Origin of the sequence: Streptomyces sp. NPDC048278 (genome assembly GCF_040652195.1) — a bacterium.
In the GTDB taxonomy this organism is placed as follows: Bacteria; Actinomycetota; Actinomycetes; order Streptomycetales; family Streptomycetaceae; genus Streptomyces.
Genome location: NZ_JBEZLP010000039.1, coordinates 82,542 through 100,004, shown reverse-complemented (window position 1 = coordinate 100,004; position 17,463 = coordinate 82,542). Strand labels below are relative to the sequence as shown.

General features: G+C 71.4%; 17 protein-coding genes. 16 read left to right on the top strand and 1 reads right to left on the bottom strand.

The features are described 5' to 3' along the window. Positions 1-90: 90 nt before the first annotated feature. Positions 91-531, bottom strand: a complete 441-nt coding sequence (locus tag AB0D74_RS42325) for a hypothetical protein (RefSeq protein ID WP_362599359.1) — start codon at positions 529-531, stop codon at positions 91-93. Between the two features lie 656 nt (positions 532-1,187). Between AB0D74_RS42325 and AB0D74_RS42320 the strand changes: the two genes are divergently transcribed. The 16 genes from AB0D74_RS42320 to AB0D74_RS42245 are packed head-to-tail and all read left to right on the top strand — an operon-like array spanning position 1,188 to position 17,431. After that, positions 1,188-2,012, top strand: coding sequence for a hypothetical protein (locus AB0D74_RS42320; RefSeq protein WP_362599357.1), 825 nt, complete (start codon positions 1,188-1,190; stop codon positions 2,010-2,012). 11 nt (positions 2,013-2,023) lie between these two features. Continuing rightward, on the top strand, positions 2,024-2,149 hold the full coding sequence (locus tag AB0D74_RS42315; protein ID WP_362599356.1) for a hypothetical protein: 126 nt from the start codon (positions 2,024-2,026) through the stop codon (positions 2,147-2,149). Beyond that, positions 2,124-3,308: a hypothetical protein gene (locus AB0D74_RS42310; protein ID WP_362599354.1), complete on the top strand. Its 1,185-nt coding sequence runs from the start codon at positions 2,124-2,126 to the stop codon at positions 3,306-3,308. The genes AB0D74_RS42315 and AB0D74_RS42310 overlap by 26 nt, the downstream gene beginning before the upstream one ends. Before the next feature lie 41 nt (positions 3,309-3,349). Beyond that, entirely contained in the window at positions 3,350-3,742 is a 393-nt protein-coding gene (locus tag AB0D74_RS42305; RefSeq protein ID WP_362599352.1) for a hypothetical protein, read from the top strand. A 3-nt stretch (positions 3,743-3,745) separates the two neighbouring features. Then, positions 3,746-4,060 carry a hypothetical protein gene (locus AB0D74_RS42300; RefSeq protein ID WP_362599350.1) on the top strand — a complete coding sequence of 105 codons (315 nt, stop codon included), beginning with the start codon at positions 3,746-3,748 and terminating at the stop codon, positions 4,058-4,060. 48 nt (positions 4,061-4,108) lie between these two features. Continuing rightward, the gene (locus tag AB0D74_RS42295) at positions 4,109-4,618 is read left to right on the top strand and encodes a hypothetical protein (protein WP_362599348.1); all 510 of its coding nucleotides are present in this window, start codon (positions 4,109-4,111) and stop codon (positions 4,616-4,618) included. Between the two features lie 38 nt (positions 4,619-4,656). Beyond that, complete coding sequence (locus tag AB0D74_RS42290) at positions 4,657-5,025, top strand: hypothetical protein (protein ID WP_359218907.1); 369 nt, start codon at positions 4,657-4,659, stop codon at positions 5,023-5,025. 34 nt (positions 5,026-5,059) lie between these two features. Next, entirely contained in the window at positions 5,060-6,703 is a 1,644-nt protein-coding gene (locus AB0D74_RS42285) for a hypothetical protein (RefSeq protein ID WP_362599346.1), read from the top strand. Next, positions 6,703-7,017, top strand: coding sequence for a hypothetical protein (locus tag AB0D74_RS42280; protein ID WP_362599344.1), 315 nt, complete (start codon positions 6,703-6,705; stop codon positions 7,015-7,017). Before AB0D74_RS42285 ends, AB0D74_RS42280 begins: the two co-directional genes overlap by 1 nt. Beyond that, positions 7,014-7,463, top strand: coding sequence for a hypothetical protein (locus tag AB0D74_RS42275; protein ID WP_362599342.1), 450 nt, complete (start codon positions 7,014-7,016; stop codon positions 7,461-7,463). The genes AB0D74_RS42280 and AB0D74_RS42275 overlap by 4 nt, the downstream gene beginning before the upstream one ends. Further along, complete coding sequence (locus AB0D74_RS42270; protein WP_362599341.1) at positions 7,460-8,788, top strand: baseplate J/gp47 family protein; 1,329 nt, start codon at positions 7,460-7,462, stop codon at positions 8,786-8,788. Before AB0D74_RS42275 ends, AB0D74_RS42270 begins: the two co-directional genes overlap by 4 nt. Then, positions 8,785-12,024 (top strand): LamG-like jellyroll fold domain-containing protein, encoded by a 3,240-nt coding sequence (locus tag AB0D74_RS42265; protein WP_362599339.1) that lies wholly within the window; start codon positions 8,785-8,787, stop codon positions 12,022-12,024. The genes AB0D74_RS42270 and AB0D74_RS42265 overlap by 4 nt, the downstream gene beginning before the upstream one ends. Continuing rightward, positions 12,017-12,625 carry a hypothetical protein gene (locus tag AB0D74_RS42260; protein ID WP_362599337.1) on the top strand — a complete coding sequence of 203 codons (609 nt, stop codon included), beginning with the start codon at positions 12,017-12,019 and terminating at the stop codon, positions 12,623-12,625. Before AB0D74_RS42265 ends, AB0D74_RS42260 begins: the two co-directional genes overlap by 8 nt. An 8-nt stretch (positions 12,626-12,633) precedes the next feature. Continuing rightward, a complete protein-coding gene (locus tag AB0D74_RS42255) occupies positions 12,634-13,278 on the top strand; it encodes a hypothetical protein (protein WP_362599335.1) in 645 nt (214 codons plus the stop codon). A gap of 16 nt (positions 13,279-13,294) precedes the next feature. Further along, the gene (locus tag AB0D74_RS42250) at positions 13,295-13,930 is read left to right on the top strand and encodes a hypothetical protein (RefSeq protein ID WP_362599333.1); all 636 of its coding nucleotides are present in this window, start codon (positions 13,295-13,297) and stop codon (positions 13,928-13,930) included. Between the two features lie 9 nt (positions 13,931-13,939). Continuing rightward, positions 13,940-17,431 (top strand): hypothetical protein, encoded by a 3,492-nt coding sequence (locus AB0D74_RS42245; protein ID WP_362599331.1) that lies wholly within the window; start codon positions 13,940-13,942, stop codon positions 17,429-17,431. Positions 17,432-17,463 lie beyond the last annotated feature (32 nt).

Here is a 17,463-nt window from a genome sequence, read left to right as displayed (position 1 = left end):
CACGAACTCCCGCCACCTGACGGCGCATCAGCCCAGTACACTCACGAACACACCCCTGACCAGCAGGAATAGCGAACTGCAACTGGAGTACTAGGGCGACATCGTAGGTATCTCGCGCGCGTGTTGCTGCAGCCGGTGCCGTGCCGCCACCGGGATTTCGTGTACCGCAAAGAAAGCCACCCTGCGCACGGGTTCGCCGCGAGTGCAGATCGACTTCAGGTCGTCGTGGATCTTCCCGTCCAACGGCGCCTTCTGTACGGATGCCGCCAGGACCCAGGGCTCCGTGGTGGCGCGCCCGACGAACCCGTCCGCCCTGGGCAGCTCGTGTGGCAGGTTCGTGTAGTACGACTCGGCATCACGTCCCTGGTCCCCGCCAGCACTCACCGGACCGGTAGCCGGCACGATGTTGCTGCTCAGTTGGCGCAGCGCAATCTGAAACACGATCTGCTCGAACACGTGATGCTCGTTGCGGCCCGCCAACTGCTCGCGCAGAAACTGGATATAGCGTTCGGTCTCAGGGAAAGTCGCCACACAAGGATTCTCTCCCACACCACTGACAACGGGCCCCTTCTGTCGGTGGGTACGTCGTGAGCCCTGATCAGCCGCCCACCCACGATCGGGGCGGACAGACGTGATGCATGACCGCGTCAGGGCCGAGAGGGCCCGATGATTGGGGCAGGTCGAAGTCGCGGCTGCTGTGCGAGTGAGCGGTCGGCGGAGCGGCGGCGCCAGCCTGGCGAGAGCGCGGCGAGGTCTGGGTCACGTTGCAGGGTTCTACGGGATGGCTTGGGGACCAGGCGGTGTGCGCGATGGTGCACGACGGAGCCTGCTATGCACGCTATCCATCCTGATTAAGTCTGTTATATACATAAAATACGCTTGACCTCTACTCCTGGGGGTCAAGGGGTCGCAGGTTCAAATCCTGTCGTCCCGACTCGATGGAGTCGTAGGTGAAGGGGCGGTCCCGGAGAAATCCGGGGCCGCCCCTTCACCGTTCAAGCCGTACGGCCGCGTCCGAGCTCCGAGGCGGCCCGTACTCCCGTTGCCCGGTCGGCTGCTCGCCCGGAGGCGATCCGGAGCCCTCGCTGATGCCGCGGTGACGCCTCCGTAACGGTCCCCCTGCCAACGTAGCCATCGCCGGACGGGCCTGGACGACCCGCCGGGACCGGACTACCAGCGGGGGAATCATGTCGGCATTCGGGGACCGGGCGCTGCTCGCACTGAGTGACCCTGTCGCTCTGGGGGCGTTGCTGTCGCCCACCGACGGCTCGGGTGACCAGCGGGTCCGCACCATGCTGGCCTCGGTCTACGACCTGTCGGCCGTCCGGCTCGACACGATCACCGACGCACGGGTGCGGGAGATCGCCCTGCAACGGCCGCTGTTCCCGACCGGCCGCCGGGACGGGGCGTGGTCGCAACTCGTACCGTCCTACACACGTACGGAACTGACCCTGACCGTGCCCGAGCCCACCCGGCCGGTCTGGATCGACCTGCGCGCCACCGTCGACGTCACGCTGGTCGCCGAGATCGACCCGGCCGGCGCGGAATCGGTGGTGGCCCGGGCGTTCGACGACTTCGCCACCTTCGACGAGTTCCGGGCGAGGTTCACATTCTTCGATCTCGACGCCTTCCTCGCCGAGCACGGAATCAGCACGGTCGAGGAGCTGAAGGACGCCTTCCACTACGTGGTCGCGGACATACAGCTGCGCACACCACCCCCCTTCGACCCCGGCGACCCGGCGAACACGCACACCCTGCCGGTCACCCTGGCGGCCGTGGTCGTCGACCCGTTCGACCTGGCCGGCGGGCTGCGCGCCACCCGGCTCGTACGGGAGGCGGCCCGGCCCCTGACCGGCCCGGTCCCCGCCGGGCTCCCGGCCGAGGCCACCGAGGCCTACGCGACGGCCCTCGTCATCGCCGCCGACGGCCTGCCCGACGGGCTCGCCGCGGCGGACGTCGAACGGCTCTGTGCCGCCGAAGGCGTCGTCAGCCTCTTCCTGCCGGCCTCGTGAGGAAGCCCGTCATGACAGCGACCGAGGAGCGGGCCGACCGGCCCGGGACCCGGCTCACCCCTATCCGCCACCGATTCGGCCTGACCGGCCCCGCCATGGAGGAGAACCCTGATGCCCGTTCGGTATATACGGGTTGACCCGACCGTCAACCTGTTCGCACCGGCCGTCCGCGCGTTCGGCACGATCGCGATCGTGGGCCGCGTGACCACCCCGGCCCCCACCTCGCCCGCGTCCGCGTCGGCCTCGGCCTCGGCGTCGGCGTCGGCCAAGAAGTCGGCCGCCGCGGACGCGGCAGCGGCCGTGCCGCCCACGCCGGTCGCGTTCACCAGCCCGGACAAGGCGGAGGAGACCTTCCCGGGGGAACTCGGCAAGGCTCTCACGCTGGTCTTCAAGCAGAGCCCCGGCCCGACTCTCGTCTACGGCGTCCCGGTCGACGCCACCGCGCCGGACTGGAAGGGCGCGCTTTCGGCCGTCGCCGGCCTGAACGTCCAGCTCGTCGTGGTCGCCAACACCCCGATCGACGCCACCTCGAAGGCCCCCGACGGCCCCATAGGCCTGCTCTCCGCCCACGTCACCTCGGTGTCCGACACGGGTGCCGACGGGATGGAGCGCATGGGTGTCGCGATGCTGCCCAAGGGCAGCGCGGACCCGAAGGTGATCCTGCCCAACGAGCGGATGGTCTACATCGCGCACAACAGCGACGAGGACGCGGCGGTGGCCGTGACCGGCACCATCGCGGGCTACGAACCCTTCGTGTCGCTGCTGCTGAAGCAGGTGAACATCGAGAGCCCGCCGTTCAACCCCACCGACATCGACACCCTGAACGGACCGACGGAGGTCTCCGGATCGGGCCCGACGGGAGCCGGTGTCAACTGGCTGACAACTCCGGCGCTCATCCCCGGCAACGGCGTCTACATGGGCGAGGGCTACACCGGCAACCCCGGCAGCCCCAAGAAGTACATCGACGTCTGCCGCTTCATCGACCACCTGTCCTTCCTGCTCAAGGCACAGCTCATCGGCTCGATCGGGAACGTGCGGATCAGCAGGTCCGGGCTGCGCGCCCTGGTCGCCCAGATGGAGGCGGTGCTCAGCCCCTTCGTGGACGCCGGCGTCCTCAACAGCTTCGAGATCGTCGTCCCCGTCCTCGCCCTCCTGGACAAGGACCCGGCCACGCTCACCACCGACGAGGCGAACCGGATCCACACCGCCGAGGTGCAGCGCCTCGTGCAGGTGCTGGCAGCCGTCGAGTACGCGGGCGCCGTGCACCGGATCTCCATCGACCTGAAGTTCGAGTAGGGAACTTCGACCAGCCACATCCCACTAGGAAGGCACACCTGATGGCCGACTGGAACACACGCCTCGAAGTGAAACTCGGGGACTCCACCATCACCCCCATCTCGACGTTCACCCCGACCTTCAACGCGCCGCACACCGTGCTGCACAGCGTCGAGGCGGACAACGTCGGGTTCGTCCGCCAGCCCGCGACGTTCACGTTCACCATGGGCGTGCCGGCGGTCGCGACCGCGGTCGCCGACCTCACCCAACTCGCCACGGAGGGAACCGAGTTCCAGATCATCGTGGCCGAGAAGCAGGGTACGGACTGGGCCTTCAACTCGATGAAGTTCGCCCGCTGCGTCGTCACGTCGGCGAACCCCAGCAACGTGGTGATCGACGGCGTCCCGCAGGCGAGCTTCACCTGCCTCGCGCTCTCCGTCGGGGTCGAGGCGTAACCCGTGGACGGCGACCCGGACGAGGGTCCCGACGGCGTCGAGAGCGGTCCCGGCGGCCAGGACGTGTTCCCCGTACCGGGGTTCGCGACCGGCGGCCGGGTGGAACGCACCGGGATCGCGCTGGTGCACGAGGGCGAGTACATCGTCCCGCAGGCCGGCAGCGAGGCCGTGATCTCGCCGGAGAGCGAGTCCGCGGTCGTCAACTACTACTTCCCGGTCCAGGTGGAGGTCGTGGGGACACTGCCGGACACCGAGGTCCAACGGGTGGCCGGTTACGTCTTCGACCAGCTCGACCGCGAACTGGCGACCCGGATCTGACCGATGCCGACGAGCCGGACCCGACGGATGTGAAGGGGGAGGAACCCGATGGCTGATGCGGTGAACCTGCCGGTGCTGGTGGGCCCTGTGCAGCTGTTGTACGTGCAGAGCATGACCATCAACGAGGGCTACCGCATCGAGCGGATCATGGGCAGCCGGTTCTCCCAGGCCACCCAGCCCACGAACAAGACGATCGCGATCGAGGCCGTCCTGCTCGGCCCGCAGCGGCTGGAGCAGAAGAAGGCCCTGGAGGCGCTCGCGCTCACCTCGCGGCTGCTGGTCGCCGCCATGGCCCGGGGAGAGTCGGCGGTCGGCATCCCGGTGGTGTCGGGACTGACCACCAGCCTGAACATGCAGGTCACCGATCTCCGCTTCACCCAGGGAGTGGCCAAGCGGGACGCGCTGGACGTGTCGATCACGCTCCAGCAGATCCCGCCGGCCCTCACCACCGCGGTACTCGGCGAGATCGGCGACCTCGTCCTCGCCGTCGGCACCGCGGCCGTACCCACCGGACCGGTGGCCAGTCCCATCGCCCGTGTCCCGGGCGGCCTGTTGTAAGTCCGCGACGCACCCCGTCATGACCAAGGAGGCAGGATATGGCGGCCCTGAACTATCTCGCCCTGCCCATCGACCCGGCCGACGGGTTCCCGCAGGCGTTCCGACTCTCCCTCGGCGTCCGCTCCTACCGGTTCCGGCTCTACGCCAACGTGGCGGAGGACCTCCTCGACGACGCCTCGGGCGACCTGCTCGACCTGCCGGCCCGAAGGGCGTTCCTCGTCCTGTCGGTCGACCGCGAGGAGCCGGCCGGACTGACCACCATCCTGCGGCGCAAGCTGGCGCCCGGGGTGGAGTACCACGCGGCCGAACTGGCCCTGACGTTCCCCACGATGCTGCTGGACCCACGCAATCTCAACGGCGCCGGCTCGTTCGGCTCCCGGGTCGTCGGAGGGGTGGCCCTGCGATGAACCAACGGGCGAACTCCCGCCGGGAGGTGGCGACATGAGCTTCGTCATCCGGTACGAGGTCGAGATCTCCGCGCCCCTGGAACCCGGCGGGCCCGGACTGCCGCTGACCGTGTCCAACGACGTGCTGGCCGGCTCCTTCGTGCTCGACGCCGACATCACCGTCACGATGACGGAGGGCGCCGCCACCGACACGTTCGAGGTCACGCTCATCAACCTGCCGACCGACGTGATCGGCATGATCCGCGCGGTCCAGGCGCGGACGGCGCTCAACGTCTCCATCCGGCTCGGGTACTTCGACGACCCGTCCACCACGACGGGCGACGCCGGCCGCGTCCTCGTGGGGCGGGTCACCAGGATCTCCGGCACCGTCGGCCAGGACGGCTACGCACGCACGGTGCTGTACGGGCAGGAGCAGGGCGGTTACCTGCTGCGCAACAAGCCGGTGGCCGTCGGCAGCCCGGCCGGCACGAGCGCGCAGCTGTTCGCCTTCAACCTGCTGAAGAAGGCGGACGTGCCGGTCGCGGCGGGGTCGACCCTGCCGGGAGACCTGAGCGGCTTCACCGTGCGCAGCGGGTCCACCCTGGACGCGCTGCGCACCCTGGCCGAACGGGGCAACGCGCCGCTGGTGGTCCGCGACGGCACGGTCTACCTCGGTGCGGCGGTCGGCGCCGCGCGGGACACGGCGCCGGTGGCGCTCGACCCCGACACCAACATCGTGTGGCTGGACAGCTCGTACGGAGAGGACACCGACGGGGTGTTGGCGCCGCCGGTGCGGGCCACCGTGAACCTGGCCGTGCTCGGGCATCCGCGGCTGCGGGTCGGCCAGGTCGCGAAGATCACCGGACTGTCCGGGGTGCCCGACGGCACCCTGCGGCTGACCCGGGTGGTGCACCGGTTCACCACCTCCGGCGGATACACCGCGGACCTCGGCCTGATCGCGGCAGCCGCCGGCGAACGGGCCCAGGTCACCACCGGTGTCCAGGTCGTGGTGGACCGCGTGCGGGGGATGGTGGACCGGGCTCGCGACGACCACCCGGCCGTCGACGTCGGCGAGGTCACCGAGTACGCCGCCGGCGCCGGCAAGCACCTCGCGTCCCTGCACTACGCCCAGGTCCCCGACCCCGGAGTGGTCGCGCCCAGCGTGGCCAGCCCCGTCGACACCGGCGCGAGCATGCACGAGAAACCGATCGCCTCGGTGTTCGCGTTCGACCGCACGGGCCTGGTCGTGCCGGTGTACCCCGGCATGCGCGCCCTCCTCGCCCACAACCGGGGCGCCGTCAACGACGCCGTCCTGGCCGGGTTCCTCTGGCCGGACAACCCGGCGACGCGGCGCCCGGCCAACGAGCCCGGCGACTACTGGCTGGCGCTGCCCACCGCACTCGGCGACGACGGACGGCCGGCCGGCCCCGGCGCCAACGACCTCACCGACGCGGGCGGCCACCGGATCATCCAGACGACCGGCCTGCACATCGTGGTCGGCAAGGACCTGCTGCCCGAAGTGGGCACCCGTCCCAAGCCGCCGGACGACGACACGATCACCATCGAGCACCACAGCGGTACGACCATCACGGTCGGCGCCGACGGCGCGGTCACCATCACCACCAAGGACCAGCCGATCCGGCTGACCAACGGCACGGTCGGCCTGGCCCTCGACGGTTCCGCCGTGGCGGTGTCGTGATGGCCGCCGTTCTCACCGCCGCGTCCACGCTCCAATGCCCGCACGGCGCACCGCTGTTGATCGTGCCCGCCGGACACCTGCTCACCGTGGACGGCCAACCCGTCCTCACCCGCGCCGACCTGCTCACCGCGACCGTCCCGGCCTGCCCGAACAAACCACCGTGCGGCGCGGTCGCCTCCATCGACACCGGCCTCGCCACGACGCTGAAGGTCGGGGGCGAACCGGTGGCACTGGAGACCGCACAGGGACCGACCCTGACGGCCACGCCCTGGCGGGTCGTCTCGGCCGGCCAGACGAAATTGGAGGCAACATGACAACGCCGACGTCCCCGGACCCGTTCGGGCGCGGCCTGCGCGTGGACGACGGGGACCTCGTACTCGACGGCGGGGACCTGGCCGAGCTGACCGGGATCGCCAATCTCACCCAGGCGCTGACCCTGCGGGTCCTGACGCCCTTCGGCTCCGACCGGTTCAACACGGGCTACGGCCTGGACGTCACCCAGGCGTTCACCGAACCGAACGGCACCCGCGTCGTCAAGCAGCTCCTGAAGCTGAACCTGGTCGGCACGCTGGGCACCGACCCGCGGGTCAGCGAGGTCAGACAGGTCACCTTCGACGACGATCCCGAACGCCTGGCCGCCGGTCCCGGCGCCATGGCACAGGCGCGCGCCGCACAGGTCCGCCGCGCGTGGACGGTCGAGGCCGACCTGGAGACGGTGGCCGAGGTTCCGGTCACGCTGCGCGTGAACGTGGAGGTATGACGACCGTGACCGACTACGGGGTGACTGCCGACGGGTTCGTCCTCAAGCCCGTCGACGTGATTCTCAGCGAGTCCTTCGACCGGGCCAGGGCGGCGTTCCCCGGGGCGGACCTGACCAGTACCAGCGCACTGCGCAAGATCCTGGAGACGGCCGCCGCCGAGGACGGCGAGCTGTGGAAACGGCTGGAGGACCTCTACTACGCCAACTTCATGTCCACGGCGGTCGGTGACGCCCTCGACCTGCTCGGCGAGGACACCGGCCTGGAGCGCGCGCCGCTGGCGAGCACCGGCACGGTCACCGTCACACTGAACAACGGGGTGGAGGGCCGGAGTTACGTCCTGCCCCAGGGGGCGATCCTGGTGACCGCCGCCCAACCCGGCCTCCCCGCCCAGTCGTTCGGCACGGTGGCGCCGGTCGTGCTCGACAGCCGCGACACCCCCACCGCGGACGTCGGCGTGGTGGCGTTCGAGCCGGGACCCGACGGCGACGTCGAAGCCGACAAGATCACCGCCATCGACCCGACCTACCGGTCCGTCTACCTGACCGACCTCGGGGCCGCGGACTTCAAGGTGACCAACGAGGCCGCGACGACCGACGGCACCGAGGAGGAACCGGACGGGACCTACCGCGGCCGGCTGCTCGGGATCGCCCGCAACCTCTGGACGGTCGAAGCCGTGGCGCAGGCGGCCCAGGGCGTCCGCGGCGTCCTCGACGTCGTCCTGTCCGACCCGCTCGGCGGAGTCGACGTGTCGCAGAGCTACTTCGACCTGTTCCACTTCGACCAGCGGGCGTTCAGCAGCGAACGCCGCGTCGGACAGCAGTACTTCTTCACCGTCGTGGTCGCGCACGACTTCCGCTGGCCGTGGCACACCACCGGCTCCGTGCCCGGCATCTTCGAGCGGGTCGGCGCGGCGGTCGACGCGGTACGGCCGATCGGCATCCACGCCAACATCGTCGAGGCCGACCACATCGAGGTCGGGGTCCGGGCCACCCTCGTGATCGCGCCCGGCTCGGACGGTGTCGCCCTGCTCTCCGCGGTGCGCCGCCGGCTGGCGACGGACATCGGGGCACTGCGCCTGGGCGGCGACGTCCTGTACGCGCAGGTGGTCAGCGCGTTCGTCGAACAGCCGGGCGTGCTCGACGTCCAGGGGCTGCATCTGCGCAGGGCACCGGCCGCGTTCGGCCGGATCACCTTCGGCGACGTGCCCTTCCAACGGGTGCTCGCGGAGGGCGCCGTGGGCGAGAACCTGGTGATGGGCCCGACCGAACTGGCGACCTTCGTGGTCGACGGCGAGGCCTTCGACGTGACGGTGGTGACCGGATGACCACCGAGGAGCTCACCCCGGCACCCGTGCTCGCCGCCACCACGATGGCGCGTCGGCTCACCACACCGTTCGCCCGCGGCGCGGACGTCCTCGACCTTCGCCTGCTGCCCTTCAACAGCTCCCAGGCCGCGGTGGAGAGCTACGACTTCGCCGACCACGAGGCCCGCTTCGGCGTACCGCCCGAGCCGCGCTACGTCCTCGCCACGACCCGGGACATCGACGTCGACATCACGGTGACGATCACCTACGAGGAGCCGGGCGCGCGTGCGGTGGACACCTCGGTGACCGTGCCGGCCGGCACGGTCACCGGCACCTCGTTCCTGCTGGAACGACCCGTGACCGCGACCGCCCGGCTGCTCCTGCTCACCATGGGCACGTCACCGTTCGACAACCGGCCCCAGGACTGCTGGACGCTGACCGCGCTGCTCGGCACCACGGCCAAGCTGCTGTGGGTGACCGGCGCCGAACGCGACCGGCTGCGGCGGCACGCGGCCACGACCCTCGCCCAACGGCACCTGCCGTCCGCCCTGGGCCTGAGTCTCGACCTGATCGGCGCCGACCTCGGCGTACCGCGCTTCCCCGCGCTGGCGTACGGCTTCGACACCGACACCGTGGCGCTCTACCACCTCGACGACGACGCCGGGGCCACCCCACAGGTGGCGGACGCGACCGCCGCGTACCTGGGCCGGACCGCGCATCACGGGGTGCTCCAGGGCCCGGTGCAGGTCGGTCTCCCCGGCCGGTACGGGCGGGCGATGGGCTTCCGGTCCGCCGACGCGGTGATCGTGGCCGACACCGACACCACGTTCGACATCGGCGAGTGGGACGACGCGACCTTCGAGTGCTTCGTCCGCCCCGACCCCGCCCCCGCCCCCGATCCGGATGCCGACCCCCGCGCCCACGACGGGCCGGTGCTCGGCCGCCGCCCCGACCCCGGCAAAAAGCGGGGCCCGGGCTGGGAGTTCGCGATAGGCGACTTCGGACGCGGGCTCCCGCGCAACGTACGGTTCACGATCAGCGACGGCGACCCGGACCACGACGTGACCCTGTTCGCGGACACCAGTCTGCCGACCGACGCGTTCACGCACATGGCGGCGGTGCTCGACCGCACCAGCGGCCGGGTGAAGCTGTTCCTCGACGGCCGACTGCGGGACTGGCGGTTCCTGTACCCGCTCGGCGCGGTGGCGAACACGGCCCCGCTGTGCATCGGCGCGGCCGGCGGCGGCTTTCGCGGGGTCGTCGACGAGGTACGGATCAGTTCTGTGCCGAGGACGGGCTTCGCACCCGCCCTCGGCGAGGACGACGACCACTACCGCCGCCGGCTCGAACTGTTCCGCCGCTGGACCCTGCCGACCCCGGCGAACCTCACCGCCCTCCTCAACCGGCTCGCCGGACCGATCGGCGGGCAGCCCGACGCCCTGGTGGTCGACGACACGAACGCCACCCTGGTCCGCGGCACCCGGCTCGTGCACATCCGGCCGTACGCCCTGCTGCCCGGCGAGAGCATCGACGCGACCGGACGGCGCCGTACGACCGAGTCGAGCGTGGTGGGCACCGCCGCCCAGGAGGACACCTTCGACCCGGCCTACCTGTTCCGGTACGACCACGCCGGGGTGGACTTCACCCCGGCGCCGGCCCCCGCCGACCCGCACCTGGTCCAGGTCGGGGTCGCCGAGCGTCTCGACCGGCTGGTCACCCTGGCAGGTGCCGAGACCGCACCGCCCGGCCGCCTGCTGGTCGACGCCGCCTACGACCCCCTGGCGGACGACCTGCGGGCAACAGGCCGGGCGGTGCTCCTCCGCCACAGTTCGGTGCCCCCGGGGCGACTCGCGGCGCTGGCCCACCGGGCGGGCTTCGACCACGTCACCTACCGGGGCGGAGCGGGGGAGGTCTACGCGGCCACAGCGCAAGGCGACTACTTCAGGATCGACGTCACTCCCGTCCCGGTCGTCCCGACTGCCGTTCCTTCCGGCGGCGCTGCCCCGACGGACCCCGCCGCGGTCGCCGCCCCCGTCACTCCGAACCCGACCGACCTGGACCCGGGCACCCTCGTGACCCTGTCCCTGCGTCCGGCGCCGCCCGCGGACGCGTTCGTCAACTGGCTGGTGGTGCCCGGAGGTTCAGGGCGAGGCCTGTTGTCGCCGGAGAGCGGGGCCGGCTCCCGGCACCGGACCGCGACTCTGGACGCCACCGCCCCCGGCCAGTTGATCGTCAAGGCCGATGTGGCCCGGGGCAGACACACGGTCTCGGCGTCGGCGACCCGCACCCTGCGGGTCGGCCTGGCCGGTCTGGACGACGGCGCCACGATCGCCGCGGACGGAACGCGCGGCGTGCCCGCGTCGAGCGTGGAGCGCCCGGGAACCTACTTCGACCCGGCGTTCCTGGTCCGCCACGACGACCCCCGGGTCGACTACGGCGGCGACGGCGCCCACCTGATGCAGCCGGCCGTGGCCGAGCTCCTGGACGCCCTGCTCGCCGAACTGGCACGCCGGTCGGTCACGGGACGCCTCACGGTCACCGCCGGCTTCGACGCCACCGGAGACCCTCCCGACCCGGCCGCCGCCGCAGGGCGCCGGCTCGTCCTGCGGCACGGCTCCCTGGACCCCGGAGCGCTGGCCGGGCCCGCGTTCGCGGTCGGCTTCGGGTATCTCCTGAACAGCGGCGACGCCCTGGAGGTGCGCCAGGCCCCCGGGCAGCTCGTCGAGGTGCGCGGGCCCTCCGGCACCGAGCAGGGCGCCGTCATCGAACTGGACGAGGGCGCCACCATGGACCTCACCGCAACCCCGCCGCCCGCCGCCCTCGCCGGTCTCGTCGGCCAGTTCCCCGGCGAGGGACCGCGCCTGGGCTGGGCGTCGGGGACCTACGACGACGCCGCGATCACCGTGGCGTCCAGCACCCGGCAGACCGTCACCCTGCAGGCCGACGCGGCCGGCATGGCCTGGGTGCAGGCGAGCTACCTGATCGGCGGGCAGGCGGTCCCGTACACCTTCCAGGTGCGGCTGCGGCCGGAGGCGGACACCCCGGCGACGGTCATCACCAAGGACCAGCACGACCTGATCATGAACGTCCTCAATGTGCTGCATCCGGTCGGTGTGGAGGTCAACACCGCCGCGATCCGCGCCCATGTGGTCGAACTCCAGGGTGACCTCTCGCTGGCGAACCCCGACTACACCTACCCGAGGTTCCGTGTCCGCGGCCCACTGCCGCCCCGAGCCAGGAGGCCCGCCGATGGCTGACATCGTGTTCCAACCCACCTTCGTCCACAAGGAGTTCGTGGACGGCCCCGACGGCGACCGGGTCAGGGCCGACGAACCGAACGGATTCAACGCCCGGTTCGCCGCCATCGAGAACGACCTGCGCCAACTGTCCACCGTCGTCGCCCAGATCGACGCCGCCGTGGACCGACGCGGCACGGGACCGGTCGGGCATGTGCTCACCCTGGCGCCGATGCTGACGAGCGCCGACGGGGGCAGCGTCGGCTGGAGGATCACCCCCGGCGGCGCGGCCCAGGCACAGGACGAGGACGTGTACGGGCAGATGGAGGTGACGCTTCCCGACAACGTCCAGTTGACCTCGTTCCGTGTCATGGGCCAGGTCGGCGTCAACGTGGTGGGTCTGGCCGTCTCCCTCGCCCGGGTCAAGATCCCCGGCGGCACTCCGGAGGTGCTGGCGACGGTCAGCGGCGACACCGACCCCTTCGACAGGTCCGCGGACGTGGACCTGTCGAAGGCCGTGACCGCGACGGCGACGTACCGCTACCTCGTCCAGGCCTCCCTGATCAATTCCGGGACCACGGTCACTCTCGCCGCCTTCCAGATCGCCTACACGAGCAGCTAGGAGTCAACGTGGCCGACATCAGCTACACCCCGACGTTCCGCCATGTCTTCTGGGAGGACCGCAAGGACCGGGTGGAGGCAGCGGGTCCGAACGGGTTCAACGTGCGCTTCAACGCGATCGCGAGCGACCTGGGCCACCTGTCCACCGCGGTCACCGACATCGGCACGGCGATCGACGCGACGAACGCCGTGCCGCCCCCGCAGCCGCAGCGGCTCAGTTTCACACCGTCCCTCCGGCCCACCGGACTCCTGTCGGGGGGCGCGTGGAGTTACGACAGGAACGGCGTGGCCCACGCCAACTCCCTCGCCATGACCGGGGTGGCCAACCTCACCCTGCCCCACGGGCTTCGGCTGACCTCGGTACGGGTCGTGGGCGACATGCAGAGAGGCTCCTCCCACGGCGTCGGCGGTGCCGTCTCGCTGGCGCGCACACCGATTCGGCTCGTCGTCCCGGCCCCGGCCCCCGAACCGCTGGCGGTCAACGACGACTTCACGTCCGTCGGACCCTTCGACCTCCAGATACCGGTCTCGGCGCCACGCGCCCTGATCGACACCAGCGTCTTCCGCTACGTCCTCACGGCGACCTTCGAGACCGTCCTCTTCGGCGGCATGTCGATCGAGGCCGTCCACCTCACCTTCGCCTCGCCGTCCTGACCGGGAAGGGACACCTGTGACCGACCTCAGCTACACCCCCACGTTCAAGCCCACCGACTGGATCGACAACGTCAGCCGCATCACCGCCGACGGCCCGAACGGCTTCAACGTGCGGTTCGACGCGATCGCGAGCGACCTCCACCAGGCGGCGGCCGTGGTCACCGAGATCGACACCGCGCTCGCCCAGCCCGTCGGAGTGCCGACCGGCCAGCAACTGCTCACGCCCGGCCTCGACCTCGTATCGCTGCCGGGCTCGGGCGACGGCTGGCTGTACGACGAGAGCGGGGCGGCGTACCCGTCCGTCAACGGCCCCGACAGCGTCGCGGTGATGGGCCTCAGCCTGCCGGCGAACGTCAGGCTGGTCTCGTTCCGCGCGGTCGGCCTCTGGTTCGGCACTCCGGCCGCCTTCAGCATCGCCCTGACCAGGGCCCCGCTGGCGAACGCGAGCGCCGCTCCCGACAAGCTGGCCGTGATCGGTACGGCGACGTCCGCCATCACCAACCCGTACGACATCACCGTGCCCGTCGATGCGGCGTTCGCCGCCGTCGATCCGCAGACGTACCGCTACTGTGTCGTGGCCACCGGTTCGGCCATCCAGGTGGTCGGCGCCACCAGCCTCGCCACCGTCCAACTCGCCTACACCGCGGGCTGAGCCGGCGCCATGCGGATCGACTGCCACGTTCCGATCACCCTGCGGATCGTCGGGGTGCCCACCGACGACCAACTGGAGGCGGCAGGACGGGCGTTGACCCGCGCGGTCACGGCCCGGCTGACCGAGGCCGAACGCCTGCTGGCCGACCGGCACGGTCACCGCGGCGCCACGCCGCTGGAGATCCGGGATCCGTACGAACCGGGCCGGGACGGCGCCGGGGGATACGCCGTTCCCTCCTACGACGACCACGGTCACCCGGTCGCGGTCCCGGTGCGCGAGGGCGCGCGGACCCCGGCCCGGCGGCGGGCGCGGACGTTCCGGCTGCGGGTGAAAGGGGTGATGTCACCGCCGGAGCTGCTGCGTGAGTTCGTCCGGCAGTACTACCGGGCCACCGACGAACCAGAGGTGAACCGGCGGCTGCCCCTGTGGCACTGGCAGAACCCGCGCGGACGGTCGGCGACCGTCCAGGACGTCGACCGAGGTTTCATCGAACTGCACGTCACCGACGTCACGCAGACCGCGATGGACCGGCTGTCCGAGGCGGAGCGGGCCGAGATCAACGCGGCGGCGGACGACCGGTTGCGCCGGGACAACGCTCTCGCGCCCGACGCGAAGCTCGGCACCGGCCCCGAGGACGAAGTCCTGCGGGCCCGCTGGCTCGCGGCCCGCGCCGACGTCCTGCACGAGCACGGCCTGCGCCGGGACATCGCCGCCCTGCCCGACGACATCAGGAAGATCCTGTTCGCGGGCGGTCGGCCGATCACCCCGAAGGACTACGGGACCGTAGTCCGCCTCGCGCGGAAGCTGACCGGTCTGACCGAGGCCCAGCGCAAGGACTACCTGGCCCGGGTCGACTCGACGACGGACGACTGGGCCGCACTGCACGCCTCCGTGGACCGGTACCTCGAAGCCGAGCGGAAACACGGGTCGGACGCCCGCCACACCGACGAGGCGGCGAGCACGCTCTTCGGGTGCGAGGACCTGTACCTCCTCTGGGCCCGAAGGAACGAACTGAGAGCGAGCACCGCGTACGCCGACGAGGCCGCTTCCTCCGTCGAGGGCGCCGCCCTCCTGGGCGAACTGATCGACGCGGAGGGCAGGTTGACGGCCGCGCTGGCACGCCACCGGTTCCCCCACGAGCGGGCGTTCCTCGACGCGATGGAGGCCTACCGGATCCGCTTCCGGAACGAGGCGGCCACCCTCGGCACCGACATCCTCGCCCACTACGACCACACCCTCCACGAGGAACGCGTCAGGCTCCAAAACATCCGCACCGTCGAGAAGATGCTCGCCGGCATCGCCAGAACCACGGCCGCCGGCGACTACGCGAACGCCGCCACGCAGCGGTCGCTCGCCGAGAAGCTGCTGGAGCAGAGTGCCGACGCGCTGCCGCTCCAGCAGCTGAAGGCCAACGCGGAAGCCGCCGACCGCCTCATCGTGGAATCCGACGCTTCCTGGGCCTCGGCCGAACAGGCGGTGGTGACCGGCTCCGGCGGCGACCCGCTCGTAGACCCCAAGCGGCTCGGCCGGGACACCGACCGCAGGAAACTCACCGGACTCGACGCGCAGGCCGCCCAGCGCTACCTGCTCGACCTCGTCCAGAAGCGGCTGTCGGACACGGCGAAGGCCCGAGCGGAGTTCAAGCAGGACCCCGAACGCGTCTTCAGCGAGCCGAACCTCATCGAGGCGGCGAGGAAACACCAGGGCGTGCAGGACGACACCATCTACGCCTGGATCATCCGCGACCACAAGCCGTCCGCGCACATCTTCTCGGCCGTCGTCCTCGGCATCCTCGCCCTGGTCCTCGCGGCACTCGTGCCCGGCGGCGGCTGGGTCGCCGCGGCGGCGCTGCTCGCGAACACGGCGCTGAGCACCTACCAGGCCGTGGAGGCGATCGACGAGTACCGGCAGCAGGCCGTCGAGTACCGGCTGTCGTTCGTCGACCAGGAGCCGTCGCTCGTCTGGGTCGGGATCGCCGTCGCGGCGGCGGCGCTCGACCTCAACAGCACGGTGGCCGCGCTGATGGCGCAATCGGCGAAGGGAATGGCCGCGCTGGAGGCGCCGCTGCGCGAGTTCGCCGCCGCCACGGACGCCGAGACCGCCGCGGCCCGGCTCAGGACGCTCACCGAACGGATCGACGCGGTCGAGGGGCTGCGACCCGAAGTGAGGGCCGCGCTCCGGGCGCACGCCGCGGCGGCACTCGACCTCAAGCGGGCGGTCGGCCAGGCCCTCGGCCGGGCCTTCACCGGAGGGGACCCGACCGCACTGCTCAAGGGCCTGTACTACGCGGTCAGGACCGGCGCGAGAAGGTTCACCCAACTCCGCAAGGACGCCCGGCTGCTCGCGCTCCTGGGCGACGTGACAGGTCTGACCGGCGCCGAGCGCGCCGAACTCGAACTCGCCTTCCGGCACGTCCGGGAGGTCGCCGACCTCGGCACGAAGCGCGGGATGGACGAGGCCACCCTCATGGGGTACATCGACCGGCTCGCCGCCCGACGGGCCGCCGGCGACGGCGCCTTCGAGGGTGTTCTGACGGAGATGCGGGCCTGGCGCCCTCCGGCACCCGGGCAGACCGCGGCCGAGCGGACGGCGGCCGAGTCCGTCGGCGGTCAAGTCGGAGCTTCACCAGGGGAGTTGAGGACCGGCGGCGGGCCGCAGCGTCCGGAGGCCGCACCGGCCGCCCAGCGCGGCGGTGAGGCCCCGCCCCGTCGGCCCAACCGGCAGGAACTCGACGAGGCCGCCGCGACGGACCCGGAGGCAGGCCAGACGAGCAACTGGTACGAAACCGCGAGCGACGAGCAACTGAGCGCTCGCGAGGCTCATGACCCGGTCGCCGCCGAACACCTCGACGCACGCCAGGGCGGACGGCGCAGACCCTTCCGGCCCGAGCGTCCGACCGACCCCGCGATGCAGGATCGGCTTCGCGGGGACCTGGGCGAGGCACGCGCCACGGTCGAGGCCGAGCGGCGGCGCCTGGAGGAGGCGGGCCTGCGCGAACCCTCCACCCGGGAGCGCGCCGGCTGGCGGATCCGCCGGACCAAGGCGGGCGAACAGAGCGTGCCACCGACCGCCAAGGAGGCGGCCGGGTACGAGGGAACGATCGCGGTCGCCCGCTCGGACATTCCCGCACTGAACGGCGAACGCTTCTCCGGAGGGTCGCCCCGGGCCCTGGGCACCTACGACCCCGCACACGACATCAGGCCGCCGGAGGGCGTCGTCGTCCCGCAGGCGCACGGCCACGCGGAGCAGGCGCTCGGCCAGCAGCTGGACGCACGCCTGTCCCGCCTCACGGCCGCCGAGCGGGAGGCCGCGGCCGGGAGGACCGTGTACATCCGCGTCGACCAGGAGGTCTGCTCGATCTGCGCGGCGAGCCTGGGCAGCGGGCCCCGGGCCGGAGTATTGAGCCGGCTCAGCGCACTCCACCCGGACATCGTCTTCGAGATCACCGCCGACGACACCAGCGCGGTCTACCGCCTGCGCGCCGGATTGCGGGTGCCATGAACAGCGAACCGATGCCCTGCCCACCCGGAGGT

Coding starts and splice junctions, on each gene's coding strand:
- AB0D74_RS42320 (WP_362599357.1), top strand. CDS start 1,188: ATGTCGGCATTCGGGGACCGGGCGCTGCTCGCACTGAGTGACCCTGTC.
- AB0D74_RS42315 (WP_362599356.1), top strand. CDS start 2,024: ATGACAGCGACCGAGGAGCGGGCCGACCGGCCCGGGACCCGGCTCACC.
- AB0D74_RS42310 (WP_362599354.1), top strand. CDS start 2,124: ATGCCCGTTCGGTATATACGGGTTGACCCGACCGTCAACCTGTTCGCA.
- AB0D74_RS42305 (WP_362599352.1), top strand. CDS start 3,350: ATGGCCGACTGGAACACACGCCTCGAAGTGAAACTCGGGGACTCCACC.
- AB0D74_RS42295 (WP_362599348.1), top strand. CDS start 4,109: ATGGCTGATGCGGTGAACCTGCCGGTGCTGGTGGGCCCTGTGCAGCTG.
- AB0D74_RS42290 (WP_359218907.1), top strand. CDS start 4,657: ATGGCGGCCCTGAACTATCTCGCCCTGCCCATCGACCCGGCCGACGGG.
- AB0D74_RS42285 (WP_362599346.1), top strand. CDS start 5,060: ATGAGCTTCGTCATCCGGTACGAGGTCGAGATCTCCGCGCCCCTGGAA.
- AB0D74_RS42280 (WP_362599344.1), top strand. CDS start 6,703: ATGGCCGCCGTTCTCACCGCCGCGTCCACGCTCCAATGCCCGCACGGC.
- AB0D74_RS42275 (WP_362599342.1), top strand. CDS start 7,014: ATGACAACGCCGACGTCCCCGGACCCGTTCGGGCGCGGCCTGCGCGTG.
- AB0D74_RS42270 (WP_362599341.1), top strand. CDS start 7,460: ATGACGACCGTGACCGACTACGGGGTGACTGCCGACGGGTTCGTCCTC.
- AB0D74_RS42265 (WP_362599339.1), top strand. CDS start 8,785: ATGACCACCGAGGAGCTCACCCCGGCACCCGTGCTCGCCGCCACCACG.
- AB0D74_RS42260 (WP_362599337.1), top strand. CDS start 12,017: ATGGCTGACATCGTGTTCCAACCCACCTTCGTCCACAAGGAGTTCGTG.
- AB0D74_RS42245 (WP_362599331.1), top strand. CDS start 13,940: ATGCGGATCGACTGCCACGTTCCGATCACCCTGCGGATCGTCGGGGTG.